The sequence below is a fragment of the Dyadobacter luteus genome (assembly GCF_003383615.1).
Classification (GTDB): Bacteria; Bacteroidota; Bacteroidia; order Cytophagales; family Spirosomataceae; genus Dyadobacter; species Dyadobacter luteus.
Genome location: NZ_QNUL01000014.1, coordinates 110332 through 128387 on the forward strand (window position 1 = coordinate 110332; position 18056 = coordinate 128387).

At 42.7% G+C, this 18056-nt stretch carries 16 protein-coding genes; 15 read left to right on the forward strand and 1 reads right to left on the reverse strand.

Annotated elements, in window-relative coordinates; translation table 11 throughout:
- The first annotated feature begins 35 nt into the window (after positions 1-35).
- From DSL64_RS17235 to DSL64_RS17295, 14 genes are all read left to right on the forward strand, one after another.
- A complete protein-coding gene (locus DSL64_RS17235) occupies positions 36-1334 on the forward strand; it encodes an MFS transporter (protein ID WP_115832159.1) in 1299 nt (432 codons plus the stop codon).
- Between the two features lie 65 nt (positions 1335-1399).
- A complete protein-coding gene (locus DSL64_RS17240) occupies positions 1400-3712 on the forward strand; it encodes a DUF7133 domain-containing protein (RefSeq protein WP_115832160.1) in 2313 nt (770 codons plus the stop codon).
- Positions 3713-3818: 106 nt separating this feature from the next.
- On the forward strand, positions 3819-4370 hold the full coding sequence (locus DSL64_RS17245; protein WP_115832161.1) for a TetR/AcrR family transcriptional regulator: 552 nt from the start codon (positions 3819-3821) through the stop codon (positions 4368-4370).
- A gap of 54 nt (positions 4371-4424) precedes the next feature.
- Positions 4425-5330: an NAD(P)/FAD-dependent oxidoreductase gene (locus DSL64_RS17250; protein WP_115832197.1), complete on the forward strand. Its 906-nt coding sequence runs from the start codon at positions 4425-4427 to the stop codon at positions 5328-5330.
- 105 nt (positions 5331-5435) lie between these two features.
- Positions 5436-6617: a THUMP domain-containing class I SAM-dependent RNA methyltransferase gene (locus DSL64_RS17255; protein WP_115832162.1), complete on the forward strand. Its 1182-nt coding sequence runs from the start codon at positions 5436-5438 to the stop codon at positions 6615-6617.
- Positions 6618-6655: 38 nt separating this feature from the next.
- Positions 6656-6823, forward strand: coding sequence for a hypothetical protein (locus DSL64_RS29175; RefSeq protein WP_199539417.1), 168 nt, complete (start codon positions 6656-6658; stop codon positions 6821-6823).
- Between the two features lie 141 nt (positions 6824-6964).
- The gene (locus DSL64_RS17260) at positions 6965-7540 is read left to right on the forward strand and encodes a hypothetical protein (protein ID WP_115832163.1); all 576 of its coding nucleotides are present in this window, start codon (positions 6965-6967) and stop codon (positions 7538-7540) included.
- A gap of 171 nt (positions 7541-7711) precedes the next feature.
- Positions 7712-7987 carry a hypothetical protein gene (locus DSL64_RS17265; protein ID WP_115832198.1) on the forward strand — a complete coding sequence of 92 codons (276 nt, stop codon included), beginning with the start codon at positions 7712-7714 and terminating at the stop codon, positions 7985-7987.
- A 262-nt stretch (positions 7988-8249) separates the two neighbouring features.
- Positions 8250-9872, forward strand: a complete 1623-nt coding sequence (locus DSL64_RS17270; RefSeq protein WP_115832164.1) for a hybrid sensor histidine kinase/response regulator — start codon at positions 8250-8252, stop codon at positions 9870-9872.
- The gene (locus DSL64_RS17275; RefSeq protein ID WP_115832165.1) at positions 9856-13446 is read left to right on the forward strand and encodes a response regulator; all 3591 of its coding nucleotides are present in this window, start codon (positions 9856-9858) and stop codon (positions 13444-13446) included. Before DSL64_RS17270 ends, DSL64_RS17275 begins: the two co-directional genes overlap by 17 nt.
- 31 nt (positions 13447-13477) lie before the next feature.
- The gene (locus DSL64_RS17280) at positions 13478-13861 is read left to right on the forward strand and encodes a response regulator (protein WP_115832166.1); all 384 of its coding nucleotides are present in this window, start codon (positions 13478-13480) and stop codon (positions 13859-13861) included.
- Complete coding sequence (locus DSL64_RS17285) at positions 13854-14663, forward strand: CheR family methyltransferase (RefSeq protein ID WP_115832167.1); 810 nt, start codon at positions 13854-13856, stop codon at positions 14661-14663. The genes DSL64_RS17280 and DSL64_RS17285 overlap by 8 nt, the downstream gene beginning before the upstream one ends.
- Entirely contained in the window at positions 14645-15232 is a 588-nt protein-coding gene (locus DSL64_RS17290; protein ID WP_115832168.1) for a chemotaxis protein CheB, read from the forward strand. The genes DSL64_RS17285 and DSL64_RS17290 overlap by 19 nt, the downstream gene beginning before the upstream one ends.
- A 170-nt stretch (positions 15233-15402) precedes the next feature.
- The gene (locus DSL64_RS17295; RefSeq protein ID WP_115832169.1) at positions 15403-15780 is read left to right on the forward strand and encodes a DUF983 domain-containing protein; all 378 of its coding nucleotides are present in this window, start codon (positions 15403-15405) and stop codon (positions 15778-15780) included.
- 26 nt (positions 15781-15806) lie between these two features.
- Here the strand turns inward: DSL64_RS17295 and DSL64_RS17300 are convergent, their stop codons facing one another.
- A complete protein-coding gene (locus DSL64_RS17300; protein WP_115832170.1) occupies positions 15807-16688 on the reverse strand; it encodes a helix-turn-helix transcriptional regulator in 882 nt (293 codons plus the stop codon).
- A 270-nt stretch (positions 16689-16958) separates the two neighbouring features.
- On the opposite strand from DSL64_RS17300, the gene DSL64_RS17305 reads away from it, so the two are divergent.
- Entirely contained in the window at positions 16959-18056 is a 1098-nt protein-coding gene (locus DSL64_RS17305; RefSeq protein ID WP_115832171.1) for a sensor histidine kinase, read from the forward strand.

Below are 18056 nucleotides of genomic sequence, written 5' to 3' on the forward strand. Positions count from 1 at the left end.
TTCCTTTACGTGAAGTAGTATACTTCGTTTTCATTATGAAAGAAAATAATACCGGCAATTATCGTTGGGTGGTGTGCGGTCTGCTCTTCTTCGCAACCACTATTAATTACGTCGACAGACAAATCCTCGGTTATCTGAAACCTACTCTTGAAGTGGAGTTCAACTGGACAGAAACAGACTATGCCAATATCGTAATGGTATTTGCTGCATGTTATGCTTTCGGTTATGTGATCTTCGGAAACTTTATTGACCGTATCGGTTCAAAATTAGGTTATACCATATCCATTGTCATCTGGAGCATTGCCGCCATAGCCCACGCATTTGTAAAAAGCACATTCGGCTTTGGTGCTGTGAGAGCGATACTTGGTCTTGGTGAGGCGGGTAACTTTCCGGCAGCAGTAAAAGCTACGGCAGAATGGTTCCCTAAAAAAGAGCGCGCATTGGCAACAGGTATATTCAATTCCGGTACAAGTATAGGAGCCGTAGCTGCACCTATTTTGGTACCCTGGTTATTGGGTACTTACGGATGGCAGGAAGCGTTTATAATTACTGGTGCACTCGGTTTTATCTGGCTCGTATTCTGGATTCTTTTTTATGAAATACCTTCCAGAAGCAAGAGAGTATCTGCAGAGGAGTATGCATATATCCACAGTGACAATGAAGCTGTGACAGAGGGAGTTCAAAAGCCGATTAAATGGGCTGAGCTTTTAGGACTGAAACAAACATGGGTATTTATCATTGGTAAATTACTTACAGACCCTATCTGGTGGTTCTTCCTTTTCTGGTTGCCTGCCTACTTTGCTACCACTTTCTCACTCGATCTGAAAAAGCCAAGTATACACCTTGTTATCGTTTATACCGCAACGACTTTTGGCAGTATTGGTGGCGGATGGTTATCATCTTATCTGATCAAAAAAGGTTGGGCTCCATTGAAAGCCAGAAAAACCACTTTATTGATCGTAGCATTTGTTGTATTACCGATCGTACTTGCCAAGTTTGCTACCAACGTGTGGGTGGCAGTTGGGATTATAAGTATTGCCGCTGCTGCTCACCAGGCATGGAGCTCTAATATCTTTACAATAGTTTCTGACATGTTCCCTAAAAGGGCGGTCAGTTCTGTAGTAGGAATCGGGGGGATGGCGGGATCACTTGGTTCTACTTTCTTCCCGCTTCTTGTAGGGGCGCTTTTAGATTATTATAAAGGTCTTGGCAATATTGGCGCAGGTTATAACATTCTTTTCGTTATATGCGGACTAGCCTATATTCTTGCATGGCTTATTATTAATTATCTGACCAACAGCATGAAACCGATAGAGGAATCGCTCGGAGAATAAAATTTAAACTCATTCACCATGAGGGTCTGTAACATCAGATCGCTAACAGAAGCATAATTAACCAGATGAAAAAGTACCAATATCCCTTTCTGATTGTCGGATTTTCGACATTACTCATCTACTGCACTGCCAATAAGCAATCTGGTAGCGGGCAAAATACCAGTGTTGTCAAAACAGAAGAAGTTAAACCTATCGACTTTAGTAAATCACCTTTTGTAGCTCCTGAAGCAACCATTAGTAAAATGGTTGTTGAAGATGGTTTCGAGGTGAAGCTGGTAGCTGCCGAACCTTTGGTAAGTGCGCCTGTTGCTATGCTTTTTGATGATAAAGCCAGAATGTGGGTCGTGGAGATGATTGGCTATATGCCGGATACCATCGGAACGGGCGAAGATATTCCCAATGGAAAAATTGTAATTCTTGAAGACAAAAACAAGGATGGTGTTTACGATGACCGCAAGGTTTTCCTTGACTCATTGGTTCTTCCAAGAGCCATTTGCCTGATTGACAACGGTATTCTTGTAGCGGAGCCAACCAATTTGTGGTTCTACGAAATACAGGGCGATAAGCCTGTCAAAAAAACATTGGTTGATGATCAGTATGCTGTGGGTGGAAATGTAGAACACCAACCTAACGGTTTGCTTCGTGCCATGGACAACTGGATCTACAATGCAAAGTCTGACAAAAGATACCGCAAGATCAAGGACAAATGGGTTGTAGAACACACGCACTTCAGAGGCCAGTGGGGAATTACGCAGGATAATTACGGACGGGTTTATTACAACAATAATTCGCAGAATTTACTGGGTGACTATTTTTCACCTGGTTTTGGGGCATCGAACAAAAATCAGAGAGGCGTTGCCGGATATAATGAAAAGTCTGTGGCCAATAACAAGGTATATCCTATTCGCCCGACGCCAGGTGTGAACCGTGGGTATATGAAAAATGTACTCGACGACAGTCTGAGATTGAATGAGTTTACAGCCGCAGCAGCGCCGGTCATTTACAGAGGTGATTTATTTGGAAAAGAGTATGAGTGGAACGCCTTTGTTCCGGAGCCATCGGCCAATTTGATTAAGCGTAACATTCTGAAAGAAAGTGGTTATGTAACCAAAGGCGAGCAAGCTTATAAGGGAAAGGAATTTCTGGCAAGCACGGATGAACGTTTCCGTCCTGTTACTTTAACAAATGCTCCTGACGGATCCATGTATATTCTGGATATGTACAGGGGAATCATTCAGCATAAAACGTATCTGACTCCGTATCTGAAAGACCAGATCGGCAAACGGGAACTAACCCAGCCTCTGGCAAGCGGAAGAATTTACAAGGTGGTGCCCAAAAACAAGAAGACCGAGAATGTGATCTTGCAGAATAATCCTGAACAACTGGTTAAACTGTTGGGCCACGCCAACGGATGGGTACGCGACAAAGCACAGCAAAAATTGATTGACACGAAGTCGACACAAGCCATACCACTGTTGCGCTCTGCGATTGAGCAAAAAGAAAATCCATTGTTTGCACTTCATGCGCTATGGACTTTAGAAGGATTAGAGGCTTTAAAAACGGAAGAGGTATTGGCCTTTATCAATAATGCGGCCTGGGTGTATAAAATGCAGGGGTTAACAGCTGTTCCAGCAGTGATCTCCAAAGATAATTATGCGAGGTTTTCCAATGCACTTGATCTGTTAATTGCATCGGGTGATACCTTGGCGGCGCCATATGTCGCGTTCCTTGCTCCGTCCATCAAGCCATTCGACAGCGCTGCTTCAACAAATCTTTTAAAAAAATTAGCATTAGCTTACCCTGACAACAGATATGTAGCGGATGCTATTGTGAGCAATCTTCAGGATGAAGAAGAGCCATTCCTAACGAGTCTGACGAGCTCATTCAAAACCAAAGATCCGATGGTGGCAAAGCAACTCCAAAAAGCGATTGCGAATGCCAAGAGTGCCGCGGCTAACCGCAATCCGGAGATTTTGAAAAAACAATTTCCTAAAGGTGAAGCACTTTTCACTTCCATTTGCCAGACTTGCCATGGTATAGACGGTAATGGAGTAAAATCACTTGGTCCTCCTTTAAATCAATCAGAATGGGTAACAGGAAGTCGTGAAAAATTAATTTCAATTGTTTTGTTTGGCCTAACCGGCCCTGTTAAAGTGAACGGTCATGTGTACCAGGCGCCAGAGATTAGTGGGGATATGCCGGGAATCGGATATGATCCCGATATGCAAAGTGAAGATATCGCTCAGTTGTTGAGTTACATCCGCAAATCATGGAGAAATAACTCAGATCAGGTTTCGACAGATGAGGTTGCCAGGGTGAGAAAAAAACTAACAGGACGTCAGAAGGCATTTACTGAAGCAGAATTGAACGGGATTTGAGTAAATTTAGCTTACTGACATTTGAAAATCGCAGTGAGTCTTATCTCGCTGCGATTTATTTTTAAATATACTTGTCTCAGATTTGAGACATTCCTACATTTGTCAAATGATACAGGATACCAGACATGCTCTTGTTGAAGCTGCGATTATTGTCTTCAATGAAGATTTCTCTGCCGCGCTAGAAAAAGTGGCAGAACGGGCCGGCACGACCAGACGAACCCTGCATCGTTATTTCCGGGACAGAAAGGAGCTAATGATCGAATGTGAAGCGGAAATGCAAAAAGCTTGTCGTATTGCAAACGAATCGGCTTACCAATTGAGTGAGGAGCCGATAGAAAGATTAGAAAACATGTTCAATGCCGGATTGGAATGCGGTGTAAAAAGCGCATTTCTTAGAAAACTCCATCATCAATACGGGCATGAGCACAAGACTCACTCGAAAACTTGCAAGGAATACGATCAGACCACATCGCTTTGGCGGATTCACATGGTATCATTGCGCGAAAAGGGTTTGATTAACAAAGAATTAAGCATGTGCTGGATCGATTCTTTTTTCTACAGCATTGTGGAAGCCACCACAAACATGAATGGCGGTGACGATAAACAAAAGCTTCATCAGTTGGCATGGTATTCATTCAGTAAGGGAATAGGCTTGTAAATTTTTTTGACCACCCATGTCTCACTTTTGAGACATATAGTAAACCAAATGAAAATGATAGAAAATAAAAAATGGGATGTAGTGATAGTCGGTGGAAGCTATGCAGGCCTGGCAGCAGGGATGTCACTGGGACGCGCTATCAGAAATGTATTGATCATAGATGCTGGTAAACCCTGTAATGCGCAAACGCCACATTCACATAACTTCTTAACAAGAGATGGAAATACTCCGGCAGAATTGGCATCAATCGCGAGAGAACAGGTTTTGGCCTACCCTACAGTGCAGCTATTCAACGGAACTGCAATAGCTGTGAGTGGAAGTAATGGCGAGTTCATCGTTGAAACCAACGATGGGCAGCAATTTGAAACCAGAAAGATATTGTTTGCAACCGGCGTAAGGGATCTTCTTCCCGAAGTTCTGGGAGTACGTGAGTGCTGGGGCATCAGCGTGATCCACTGTCCCTATTGCCATGGTTACGAAGTTAGAAATGAGAAAACAGGAATCTGGATAAATGGCTCTGCAACACTTGAATTTGGCACATTAATCAGAAACTGGACACCTGAGCTCACTATCCTTACCAATGGTGAAACAACTTTTGATAGTGACACTTCGCAAAAACTAAATCAAATGGGTATCACAGTCAATCAGGCTCGGATTCAGCAGGTAATCCATACGAATGGATACCTGAGTGAAGTCAGATTTGAAGATGGCAGTAGCCTTGCGCTTAAGGCACTCTATGCAAGATTTCCATTTGAACAGCATTGCGACATTCCCGCAAAATTGGGCTGCGAAATAACAGAACACGGTTATATCTCAACAGATCACTTCAGGAAAACGAACATAGAGGGGATCTATGCGGCGGGAGACAATACTGTAATGATGCGCTCAGTTGCCAATGCCGTAGCCGCAGGAAGTATGGCCGGAGCTATTATCAACAAGGAGCTCCTGGATGTACTTTGATTCCTTTGGCAGGAAACATTGTCAGATAAAAGCTGAATCTTACAAAGCAAACCAGTAATTTTGGGCTTTGTTTAATCGGACTGTATAGTCCCGGATTTTCCTTTCATGTCTTTATATACTACAAAAGCACCTGTTACAATAACCTGCAATAAACGCCTGGCTCCTTATCTGGAACAGGAAGTCAGAAATCTGGGATTTCAGATTGAAGAAGCATTTGTTACTGGTGTACGTGTTACCGCTTCAATCAACGAATGTATCCGTCTCAATCTGAATTTGTATTGCGCAAGCCAGGTTTTGTACAGCCTGGAAAAGTTTCAGGCCAGGAATGCGGATGAGGTTTACAAGCATCTTTTGAATATTCGCTGGGAGGAAATCATTCCTGACCCGGGTTATTTTTCGGTGACCAGTAATGTTCAGAATCCTACGATTAACAATAATATGTTTGCCAATGTGAGGGTGAAAGATGCCATCGTTGACAGACTAAGGGAAAAACGGGGAACCAGGCCTTCAACGGGTTCCGAATTGGCCGGTACAGTGATCCATTTATTCTGGAAAAATGACGACGCCGAAATCTTTTTGGACACTGCGGGAGATTCTCTGGCCAGACACGGATACAGAAAAATTCCGGGTCGCGCTCCTATGCTGGAAGCACTGGCCTCAGCTACAATCCTTGCCGGACAGTGGAACAGAAAATCGCCCTTCATTAATCCGATGTGCGGATCAGGAACACTTGCAATTGAAGCAGCTTTGATCGCAAGTAATAGTCGTCCGGGTCTTTTCAGAGATAATTATGCCTTTATGCATTTGCAGGGCTATGATGAAGAGGTCTACTACAAAGAGCAGGATTTACTCGAAGAACAAATTATAGATGTACCGGATCTGAGGATTATCGCGACCGACTACAGCGACATGGCGATTATCAATGCGAAAAAGAATGCAGTTGCAGCTGGTGTAGCCAGCCTGATTGAATTTGATGTATGCGATTTTGCCGAAACAGAGGTTCCTGTAGGTGAAAAGGGAATCTTTATTGTCAATCCCGAATATGGTGACAGACTTGGCAACGTGGATGAACTGGAGGAAACATACAGCCGCATTGGTGATTTCATGAAGCAGAAATGCGGAGGATACTACGGATATGTTTTTACCGGAAACCTGGAGCTCGCCAAAAAAATCGGATTGAAAGCCAAGCGACGTATTGAGTTCTATAACGGGACTATAGATTGCCGCTTACTCGAATACGAACTTTACGAAGGAAGCCGCGCAAACAAAATACCAAACCTGGCATAGTTTTGTTGGTAATCAGTGCCTTATCAACAGAAACGACTATGAAACAGGCACAAACATCGAAGACGTCAGGTGGGGCCGGAAACGGGATAAAACGAACTGAAAACAAGGACAATCTCGACAGCCGTCACAAAGAGGAAGAAATGGTGAAGGGTAACCACATTACCAATAACCAAAAAGAAACGAGAAGTACGACAAAGAGCAAATAGAAAATCCCCGGACTGGTCGCAGGCAGGTCCGGGGATTTTTTACGTATTTCATACCTTACTTTTTGGTAACGTATGTGTATTTTCGCGTTCGGTATAACATAGGGCACCAAGCATACGTTGAAAAGGTGTAATTACTAGAAAATGAAAATATCTGCTTTACCTTTTCTTCTACTGCTATTTTTTCTCTCCTCATGTGAGTGGTGGGGAAATCAGCCAAGTTTCGAAGATGACTTTATCACCTATACGATCAAAACCGGTTCTCACGAAGTGGAGAAAAATACCAATAGTTTGTTTACGGGAAGTTCCATGAAATTTCAGGCTGTATTTGATAGCAGTTGCATCTACAAAACCGTCTCTCCGGAAAATCAGCACGATATCAATAAACTAATGGGTTTTTCTGATTGCAGCTCACAACATCATGTTAATAGTGCACGCTTTGGTTGGAACTGGCGGGAAAACGCGCTCAGAATTTATGCATATATCTATCGAGACGGCGAAAGGCAGGAAAAGGAACTGGGAACAGCAGAATTGGGCAAGACAATGAATTATGCTATCCGGACTGAAGGTAATACCTACGTCTTTACATTTAATGGTACCGAAACTGTAATGCCTCGATATTGCTCTGGAGGAACTGGTGTCGCCTACAAACTGCTACCCTACTTTGGTGGAAATGAACCTTCTCCCAAGGATATCAGGATTAGAATCCGCAATCTCTAGCGTTGCCCGTTTTGGGGAAGATTAACCACGAAAAATACTTTGTAGCCTGTGGTAGGTCGATTTATTCTATTGCATAGTGTTTGTAAAAGTTACTCAATAGTAGCCGATGGTAGATTTTGGGAAATTTTTTCCATGATTTACCCATGGCGGTTACTTAAACTTTTCACAACTATGAAGAATACCGGTCTTGCAGATACAGTTCAACTGCACTTGCTTAGAAATTTTTTAGAAAAAGTGGGTGATACCAATGAGGACACCAGATACAGTCAGGAGCAGGAACCTCTCGTTCAGTTACTGATTGATCTTTGTATCCATTTAGAGAAAACCTCTATTGTTGAGGACTTTGAGCAACCATTTATCCATCCTATGATTACAGTTCAAAAATGGAACGAAGAGCTCAAATTAATAGTCGACGAGCAAATCAGTAAAGTTACTTCTCCATCGTAAAGCTTATGATGTAACCGCATGTAGTGCTTGGTATGATATTTATAGATTCAACGTGTTCGATTCAGCACGTATAGCTAAAAGCGTTTCCTATGCAAGCGTACGGACAGATTTAAACGGTGATAGATAATCCGCATTGTACACACACCCAAGTATTTTAGAGTAGGAAAACAGGCATATCTGACTTGTTCAAATAGCTGCCGGAATAAGCTGATATAGCTGTTCCGAATTCAAAATGACTCAAAAGTAATTTTAATAGTAAGGCATGATTCTTATCGTTGACGACAGACCAGAGAATATTCTACCTCTGAAACGTATCCTTGAAATGCACGGATACAGGACAGATTCGGCAGAATCGGGGGAAGAGGCGTTAAAAAAGGTACTGTCTACTGATTATTCGGTGATTATCATGGACGTACAGATGCCGGGGATGGACGGTTTTGAGGTAGCCGAGGCCATGTCTGGTTTCAGTAAAGCAAAGGATATTCCCATCATCTTTCTCTCTGCGGTAAACAAAGAAAAAAAATTTATTACTAAGGGCTACTCTTCGGGAGGTATAGACTATCTGACAAAACCCGTTGATACAGACATTCTGTTGTTAAAAATCAGAACTTTCAAAAAGCTTTTTGAACAACAACAAGAACTGAAAAGTATTCAGGTATCCCTGCAGAAAGAGATTGAAATAAGAAAACAGGCGCAGGAAGAGCTGGATGGCCGTAATACGGAACTACACTCTGTGCTGGAATCCTTGCCGCAGATTGCCTTTACCATGAATGTGAGCGGGCACATTGAATATGTGAACGCGCACTGGTACAATTACTCCGACGATGCCCATACTTTCCCGGAAGTACATGTTGATGATCATGTGGTCTGTCATCAGTTCATGGCGCAGCTGCAGCACGATGGAGAGTTCTCGCGGGAGATTCGTCTTGTAGATAAGAAAAATAACGGTTACCGGCATTTTCTTTTTACCGCAATTCCCGTTCAACAACAGGAAATTACCGTAAAATGGGTTGGTACATTTACCAATATTGACCAGCAAAAGGTGGCACACGAGATTTTGGAAAAACAGGTGTCACTAAGGACCAGTGAACTCGTCAACAAGAATGCTGAGCTTGAAACCTCCAATCACGAATTGCAACAGTTTGCATGGGTGGTCTCACATGACCTCAAAGAGCCTTTGCGAAAAATACAAACCTTCAGTCATCTTGTGAAGGATAAGTTTCTTGCCGGAAATGATGAAGCAATTTCGTATCTCGACAGGTCAATTGGCGCTTCCGCCCGTATGTCACTATTAATTAGCGACTTATTGGATTATTCCCGACTGTCTGTTCAGGCGAGTTTCTCCCCTACCAATATCAACCAGCTGATTGATGACATTCTGGAAGACTTTAAGGAAGCCATTGCAGAGCGAAATGTACAGATATCTATAGATGCAATACCAACCATAGATACGATCCCGAGCCAGATCAGGCAGGTCTTTCAGAATCTGATCAGCAATGCACTTAAATTTTCGCGGAACCAGCCCACTCCTGTGATCAGTATTCAGAGCGAATTGACAGATCAATTGTCTGTTGAGAGTGCCGCAATTGAAAATGGTGATTACTGCCGGATCACGATTGAAGATAATGGAATCGGTTTCGATGAAAAATTCCTGGATCGGATTTTCGTCATCTTCCAGCGTCTGAACAATCAGCGTAATTATGAGGGTACTGGTATTGGTCTTGCGATCGCAAAAAAAATCATAGATAAACACAACGGGCTGATTTCGGCTCAAAGTAAAGAAAACCAGGGTGCGCGATTCATAGTCGTGTTACCAGTAATTCAATCTTTTTCAGAGCCTGTAAACAGCACAGATCCACAATCAACCGATGAGAAGAACGTCTAATTCAATTATTTATCAACTCAAAATTGTATTTACAGCTTCAGTACTATTGCTGTTGGTCAGCCTTGTCGCCTCTTTCTACAGCACCCAGAAACTGATTTACAACTCTCAGCTGGTGAATCATACCAATCAGGTGCTGATCGAATCAGAGAACATTATCTCATTTATGAAAGATGCTGAGACAGGTCAGCGGGGATTTTTACTCACCCTCGATTCTAAATTTCTGGAGCCTTACAATGGTGCCTATGAAAAGGCGAATGCCGCCTACAGCCTTGTACTAGCACTTACGGTAGACAATGAAGTGCAGCAAAAAATGCTGATTCCTTTGAAGGAACGACTTGAAGCCCGGTTTGCTCAGATGGACCGTGTTATTGATATGGCTGAAAAGGACGAAACTTACATAGCAAGTTCTGAAAGACGTATTGCGGAAATGAATCGTGGCAAAAAGATCATGGACGATGTCCGTATGATTATTAATCAGGTAAAGGCTGAAGAAGAAAGTATGCTGAAAGCCAGATTAAGCCAACAGGAACTTTACATCCAATATACCCCGTACCTGCTTCTGATAGCAGCTTTGGTTTCAATATTGATTACCGGTTTTGCTTATGTCAGGATCAGAAGAGACATGGGTCAGCGTATTGCTCAGCAGGAACAGGACGACAAAGTGTACCAACAAACGCGCCGCAGAATCGCAGCGATGGAAGAAGTAACGGAGCAAATTTCCGGTGGAAATTACTCCATTCGTTCAAGCGACAAAGAAGATGATGATTTGGGACGGATATCCTCTGCGCTCAACACCATGACCGAATCATTGGAGAAAACATTCACGGATCTTGAAGATCGTACTTGGTTGCAGGGCGGAAGTATGCGCATCGCGGATGCCATTCGCGGCGAGCGTATTCTGAAAAACCTATCGGTAAATCTTATAGAGACCATTACCAGTTATATCAATGCCCCAGTCGGGACTATATATATTCAGGACAAAGACTGGAATTTCAAACTAACGGCGGCACATGCCGCTGCTGCGGCACCCGATTATCTCTTTGCGGGAGATGGTATATCAGGTCAGGTGATTCTCAGTAAGGAGATCACGGTTGTCAGCCACATTCCTGATAATTATTTAATGGTTAAGTCTACGCTGGGAGCTACTGTACCCGCTGCCATTGTGGTAATTCCGTTGATTCATTCAGGCGAATGTATCGGAATTATTGAATTGGGTATGCTGGTTGCTCCAAATGAGTTAGAGCAGCAATTGTTCAGAGATACCCAGGATGCAATTTCGATTGGGATAAATTCAGCACTGGATTATGTAAAACTTCAGAATTTCCTTGAAGAGACGCAAGCGCAATCGGAAGAGCTTCAGGCGCAGCACAATGAACTGGAAAACCTGAATTCCGAACTGGAAGCTCAGGCGCAAAAATTACAGGCATCTGATGAAGAGCTGCGTGTACAACAGGAAGAGTTACAGCAGATTAACGAAGAGCTGGAAGAAAGAAGTGGCCTGTTGGAAGAGAGGAATTATGAAATCAGAAAGAAAGCTGCGGAGCTGGAACTGACAACCAGATATAAATCTGAGTTTTTGGCAAACATGTCTCATGAGCTCAGAACACCACTGAATTCTATTCTGCTGCTAAGCAGGCTACTTGCGGAGAATGAAGAAAAAAACATGACTGCAGACCAGGTTGAGTATGCTTCAGTAATCCGGTCTTCGGGAAATGGTTTACTTGGGCTGATCGACGAGATACTCGATCTATCGAAGATTGAAGCAGGCAAAATGGAGCTTGACTATGTAACAAGTTCAGTAAAGGATATTTGTCAGGATTTAAAAGCTTTGTTTGCGCCTGTGGCGAAGGATAAAGGACTCGAATTGAACATTAATATTTCCGGGCAAACCCCGTCTCATTTTGAAACTGACAAAACAAGGCTCGAACAAGTCCTAAAAAACCTGGTTTCCAATGCACTTAAATTTACATCACAAGGTGCTGTTAGCATTGATGTGAGACCAGGAAAGTCTGATGATAAAATTGAGTTCGAAGTACACGACACCGGAATCGGTATAGCACCAGACAAGCTACATCTTATATTTGAAGCCTTCCAACAGGCTGATGGTTCAACCAAAAGGAAATACGGTGGTACCGGTCTGGGGCTTTCTATCAGCAGGGAACTTGTAAAGCTGCTTGGTGGCGAAATTTGGGTAACGAGTGCTCCCGGCGAAGGAAGTCATTTCTTTATCAGCATACCAACAGGAAAAGAAGCTGCGTTGGCTGCAAGAGAAAATGAGGCTTTGCCCCTACTGGAAATGGTGCAACCCGCAACCAGCTCGGATACAGTGTCTCAATATGTAACTACAACCATTCCCGAGAACATACCAGACGACAGAGCCGACATTCTGGATTCGGATAAGGTCATTCTGATTGTAGAAGACGATACGCTTTTTGCCAGAACCTTACAGGAATATACGCGTAAAAAGGGTTATAAATGCATCGTTGCCGTACGGGGTGATGAAGGTCTGCAACTCGCAGAAGTGTTTAAGCCTATGGGCATTCTGCTTGATATTGAGCTACCTGTGATGAGCGGCTGGCAGGTTATGGATGCACTGAAAAGTAATGCTGAAACGCGGCACATACCGGTACATATCATGTCATCGCACAGGATGAAAAATGAAAGTTTGCTCAAAGGCGCGGTTGATTTTATAGACAAACCGATGGTAGCAGACCGGATGAAGGAGGTGTTTGACAAAATCGAATATGTAATCAGTAAAAAATCGAAAAAGGTACTGATTGTCGAAGATAACAGCAAACATGCTAAGGCGCTTGCCTACTTCCTGGAGACGTTCAACATCAATTCGGAACTGAAAAGTAATATTACTGAGGGTGTTGAAGCACTGCAAAACAACCAGGTCGACTGTGTGATACTGGATATGGGTATCCCCGACAAACGCGCTTATGAAACGCTGGAAGAGGCCAAAAAGAACCCGGGATTGGAAAACATTCCTATTATCATATTTACAGGAAAAAGTCTTTCTTTATCGGAGGAACAAAGAATCAAGAAGTATGCTGATTCAATTATCGTAAAAACAGCTCACTCCTACCAGCGTATGCTGGATGAGGTTTCGCTGTTTCTTCATGTAGTGGAAGAGAACAAAAAGCCTGCGACAGAATCAGATATGCGCAAACTGGGTGCATTGAGCGATATTCTGAAGGATAAAACGGTACTGATCGCGGACGATGATGTAAGAAACATATTCTCTCTGTCCAAGTCGCTGGAGAATTACAAAATGAACATTGTAACAGCCCTGGATGGAAAGGAAGCACTTGCCCGTTTACATGAAAATCCTGAAATTGACGTCGTACTATTGGATATGATGATGCCGCAGATGGATGGGTATGAAACAGCGAAGAGGATAAGGGAAAATCATAAATGGAGGAATTTACCTGTGATCGCGGTTACAGCAAAAGCAATGACCGGCGACCGGGAGAAATGTATCAACGCAGGTGCCTCTGATTATATAACCAAGCCGGTAGATATAGATCAGCTTCTGTCTCTATTAAGAGTTTGGCTTTATGAGAAGGCCTGAAAAGTGAGGAATTATCTGAACACGAAATAACATGAACAAAAAGAAAGTGTTGATTATAGATGACGACGCAAGGAATATTTTTGCATTGTCTGCAACGCTTAAAGCCAGATCTTATGTGTGTTTATCACGCAATGGTGCTCCAGAAGCCATTGAGCTTCTCAGAGAAAATGACGATATTGATATAGTACTGATCGACATGATGATGCCGGAAATGGATGGCTATGAGGCTATTCCGATTATTAAAGGGCTCCAAAATCATGCGCAAACACCAGTCATTGCAGTAACTGCGCAGGCTATGGTTGGTGATCGCGAGAAATGCCTGGCTGCCGGTGCGGACGGCTACATCTCCAAACCTATCGACGTGGATCAATTATTATTGCTATTGCAGAAAGATAACACCGATAGCGATGATTGAGGATGAGGATATCGAACTGCTACTGACCGATCTGTTCGAATTGCATGGTTACGATTTTACAAGTTATTCCCGGGCTTCGCTGAAGCGCAGGATCAACAGACTTTATTCATTAGATAAATTTCCGAGTTTTGCTGAGTTGCGTTACCGCGTAAGAAGCGATACATCTTACCTAAAGCGCTTTGTGGAAGAAATTACGGTGAACGTCACAGAGATGTTTCGTGATCCCACTTTTTACCTTTCCTTGCGTAATGATATCTTGCCGATATTAGGCACGAAACCGTTCATAAGGATCTGGCATGCGGGCTGTTCTACGGGCGAAGAAGTCTATTCAATGGCCATTTTGCTAAAGGAGGCGGGCTTGCTGCGGAAATCGTTGCTGTATGCTACCGACCTGAATCCTACTGTACTGGAAAAAGTGCGCAGAGGGATATTCCCGATGAACCAGATGAAACAGTATTCGGAAAGTTATATTGCTTCGGGTGGTGAAATGGATTTTTCTGACTATTACACAGCGAACTACGGTCAAGCGAAATTTAACGGAGAGCTTTCCGAGAAAATAATTATTTCAACACATAACCTGGTTTCGGATAGTTCATTTAATGAATTTGATCTGATTCTTTGTCGCAACGTACTTATCTATTTTGATAAGGATTTACAGGACAGGGTGTTAAGGCTATTCGATTCAAGTCTTGGTTCACTCGGATACCTTGCATTAGGATCCAAGGAAACATTAAAGTTCTCAGTAGTCCAACACAACTACAAGCAGCTGAATCGTGAAAAGATATGGAAAAAAGTAGTGTAAATTCCGGAGTTAAAGTAATTGCAATTGGTGGTTCGGCAGGAAGTCTGGAAGTGCTTTTCCAACTACTGCCGTTGTTGAGAGATGATATTAAGGTATCAATTCTGATTGTTCTGCACCGTCGTAATTCCGCAGATTCTTCGCTTTCTGAACTACTCGCCAGCAAGTGTCATTTGCCTTTACATGAGGCGGATGATAAAGATGTCATTCAGGCCGGTCACATTTATCTCGCCCCATCTGATTATCATCTACTGGTCGAAAAAGATCATACATTATCTCTGGATGATTCTGAAAAAGTGAATTACAGCAGACCAAGTTTGGACGTAACATTTGAATCGGCGGCGGATGTATATGGCCCGGCTCTGACCGGTATTGTTCTTTCAGGCGCTAATGACGACGGTACGCTGGGACTGCAGGCGATCAAGAAAATGGGTGGAACTATCATCGTGCAAGATCCCGAAACAGCTCAAATCCCGATCATGCCCCAAAATGCACTGACGCACCTTGCTATCGACCATATTTTTTCAATTCGCCAAATGGCGGAGTACCTTAATTCGGCAGAATTAAACTGACCATTTTTCCTTCGATTTACCGCATCAGGCAGTCTTCCAAAATCATATTCGTTGATTAGTACCACAGAATATGACATTAGTATTTAATTTTCCGGTTTGAATTAGGGAACTTTGCAACAGTTCCTCATCGATAGTCAGCGGAACGTTTTTAATACTAATCAGACTTAGTCATGGCACATACAAACAGATTGTACAGCGTACTTTTCAACAAATGCCCTCGTTGCGGAGAAGGAGATTTCTTTATCTCTAAAAGTGCATATAGCCTCAGGAATTTTGACAAAATGAATAAACAGTGCCCCAAATGTGGAGAAAATCTGGTACCGGAGCCAGGCTTTTATCAGGGAGCATTGTATATGAGTTACGCGTTTTATGTAGCCTTCATGGTTGTATACTTCCTGATATTCGTTAATTACTTCGAAGAATACCTGGATTATTTCCTTATCAGTATTATTCCTGTATTGATCTTACTTACGCCGTATTTCTATCGACTTGCCCGCCGTTCATGGCTGGCATTGTTCATCAAACCAGCAGAAAAAAAGGCAGCTTAATAATTGTTGCACCGGTGGTTTTCGTTTCAATTACTGATCGAATTCAGTCTGAAAGCCTCCGGTGTTATTCCTGCATATTTTCGAAAGAAACGGGTAAAGTAAGAGTTATCGTTGAAATTCAGCCGATATGCGACTTCTGCCACCGTAAGTTCGGGCATAATTAACAAGCGCTTCGCCTCCAGCAATACTCTTTCACGAATCACTTCCCCAGCCTGCTTTCCCAGGTGCTCCTTCGCCAAGGCATTCAGGTGATTGGGCGATACATTGAGTAGTTCAGCATAATCACCAGGTAAGCGTTTGTTTACAAAATGCGCTTCGATCAATTTAAGAAAACTCCTGACCACTGCATTTTGTAATGGAACTAACAACCGCGATGAATGCGGATGACCTTGTTCAATCGTGATGAATATCTGAAGCAGAATCAGCCTGATCATGTCTATCTGCATGTTGCCGTCTCTTTCAGACTGGGTAATGAGTGCTTCGAACAGCCCCTTCACATCTCCTGCCAGCGCATTGTCAAGATTCAGCACAGCATCTTCTGTAACTCCATCCAGAAACGAAAACGATTCGAGATAATCGGGCCTCAGAAGGAAGGATTGAAAGAATGTTCCTGAAAAATTGATTACAAATCCCTTCATTTCACCTTCGAAATGCCAGGCATGCACCTGCCCCGGTACCATAAAATAGATCTGATTCCTTTTTACATCGAAAGACTGAAAATCAATCGTGTGCCTGCCTTCTCCGTCCGTAAAAAATACAAGATGATAAAAACTATGTCTGTGAGGAAAAATAAGATTCTGATGATCACGGAGATAATCAGAAAGCCGGCTGATCATCAGATCATCCTCTTTGTAATCCGATAAAGTGCAGATATCCAGCCGGGGAATTGCTGTGTGTCTATTTAACATTCTTGACTTTTTACTAAATACTGCAAATTAATTCTTTCAAACCTGATTCTTACGTTTCAGTTACCGGATATTTATGTCTCAGCGGGTATTATGTACGATTTGGTAAGAGAAGTACCTCTAACATTCATATTAATTACCAAATTTGTATTTGAATCTTTTATTAAGATTTATACGCAAACCTAACAATCATTTAGCAAGCTGCCGCTCAGGTAGCCACATTACAGGAAACAGTGAGGAGTTTCGGTTCACTGTTGTCTTGTCTAAAATAATATGGAAAAATCATTCGCACCATTGATGACCAACAGGTTCAAATCCTTGATCCTGCCACTATTCTCATTTGTGATGCTATATATGATTATCTATCTGCTCGATCCGAGGGATATACAGTTTCAGCGATACATTGCAAGGCCATTACCTGCCCTGATTTCTGAATGGGTACTGGCATTTTTTTGCTGTATCCTCAATTCAGAATTTAGTATCTACGTTAACAAACGGCTTAATAATTTCCTTTCCTGGTTTGAAAAACCTCTACAGCGCCTGTTTACAGAGGCGACGCTGAACATCGGTTTTGTTTTCCTGCTGATTCTGCTACAGATTTTCCTGATGTCTTTCGTATACGATTACGACGGCGACGCGCTGGATTGTCTGGATGAAGATGTTGCCGGTTTTTCGCAATGGATTATAGCAAGTGTAGTTATTGGATTAATGATTCTGACTTTTCATACAGGCAATTATCTCATTACCAACTGGAAGAATACCGCAGTACTGGCCGCCACACACCAGCTCAAAGCTGCTGAACATAAGCAGGCTGCCGCAGAAGCAGAACTGGAAGCCCTGCGCCTTCAACTGGATCCGCACTTTGTATTTAATAACCTCAGCGTCCTGTCTGAACTCATTCTGGAGGACCAGAAATTAGGATATGAATACGCTGAGAACTTTTCAAAAGTATACAGATACCTGCTGGTTAATTCAAAAAAAGACCTGATTCCGCTTGAAAATGAGCTGAAATTCCTGAATGCTTACATATTCCTGTTGAAGCACCGCGTTGGAGCCGGTATTGTATTTGACATTGATATCAGTCCTGATTCCTGCAGGCATTATATTCCTCCTATGAGTTTACAATTACTGATAGAAAACGCTATCAAGCACAATAAAACGAGAAAGGAAAATCCGTTGAAAATAATCGTCAGAACTACTGCTGAAAAAGAGCTGGTTGTTATCAATACCATCGACAGGGTGGACTCTGGTAAGTTTTCTTCCGGGCTGGGTTTGAGAAACATCAAACTTCGGTATACATTATTGTCAGACAGACATCCGGTAGTTACAGACGACGGATCCCTTTTTCAGGTTACAATCCCACTTTTGTAG

Excerpts from the sequence above, each read along its gene's own strand:
- DSL64_RS17290 (WP_115832168.1), top strand. The coding sequence starts at position 14,645 with ATGGAAAAAAGTAGTGTAAATTCCGGAGTTAAAGTAATTGCAATTGGT.
- DSL64_RS17245 (WP_115832161.1), top strand. The coding sequence starts at position 3,819 with ATGATACAGGATACCAGACATGCTCTTGTTGAAGCTGCGATTATTGTC.
- DSL64_RS29175 (WP_199539417.1), top strand. The coding sequence starts at position 6,656 with ATGAAACAGGCACAAACATCGAAGACGTCAGGTGGGGCCGGAAACGGG.
- DSL64_RS17295 (WP_115832169.1), top strand. The coding sequence starts at position 15,403 with ATGGCACATACAAACAGATTGTACAGCGTACTTTTCAACAAATGCCCT.
- DSL64_RS17260 (WP_115832163.1), top strand. The coding sequence starts at position 6,965 with ATGAAAATATCTGCTTTACCTTTTCTTCTACTGCTATTTTTTCTCTCC.
- DSL64_RS17285 (WP_115832167.1), top strand. The coding sequence starts at position 13,854 with ATGATTGAGGATGAGGATATCGAACTGCTACTGACCGATCTGTTCGAA.
- DSL64_RS17235 (WP_115832159.1), top strand. The coding sequence starts at position 36 with ATGAAAGAAAATAATACCGGCAATTATCGTTGGGTGGTGTGCGGTCTG.
- DSL64_RS17240 (WP_115832160.1), top strand. The coding sequence starts at position 1,400 with ATGAAAAAGTACCAATATCCCTTTCTGATTGTCGGATTTTCGACATTA.
- DSL64_RS17300 (WP_115832170.1), bottom strand. The coding sequence starts at position 16,688 with ATGTTAAATAGACACACAGCAATTCCCCGGCTGGATATCTGCACTTTA.
- DSL64_RS17255 (WP_115832162.1), top strand. The coding sequence starts at position 5,436 with ATGTCTTTATATACTACAAAAGCACCTGTTACAATAACCTGCAATAAA.
- DSL64_RS17275 (WP_115832165.1), top strand. The coding sequence starts at position 9,856 with ATGAGAAGAACGTCTAATTCAATTATTTATCAACTCAAAATTGTATTT.
- DSL64_RS17265 (WP_115832198.1), top strand. The coding sequence starts at position 7,712 with ATGAAGAATACCGGTCTTGCAGATACAGTTCAACTGCACTTGCTTAGA.
- DSL64_RS17280 (WP_115832166.1), top strand. The coding sequence starts at position 13,478 with ATGAACAAAAAGAAAGTGTTGATTATAGATGACGACGCAAGGAATATT.
- DSL64_RS17250 (WP_115832197.1), top strand. The coding sequence starts at position 4,425 with ATGATAGAAAATAAAAAATGGGATGTAGTGATAGTCGGTGGAAGCTAT.
- DSL64_RS17305 (WP_115832171.1), top strand. The coding sequence starts at position 16,959 with ATGGAAAAATCATTCGCACCATTGATGACCAACAGGTTCAAATCCTTG.
- DSL64_RS17270 (WP_115832164.1), top strand. The coding sequence starts at position 8,250 with ATGATTCTTATCGTTGACGACAGACCAGAGAATATTCTACCTCTGAAA.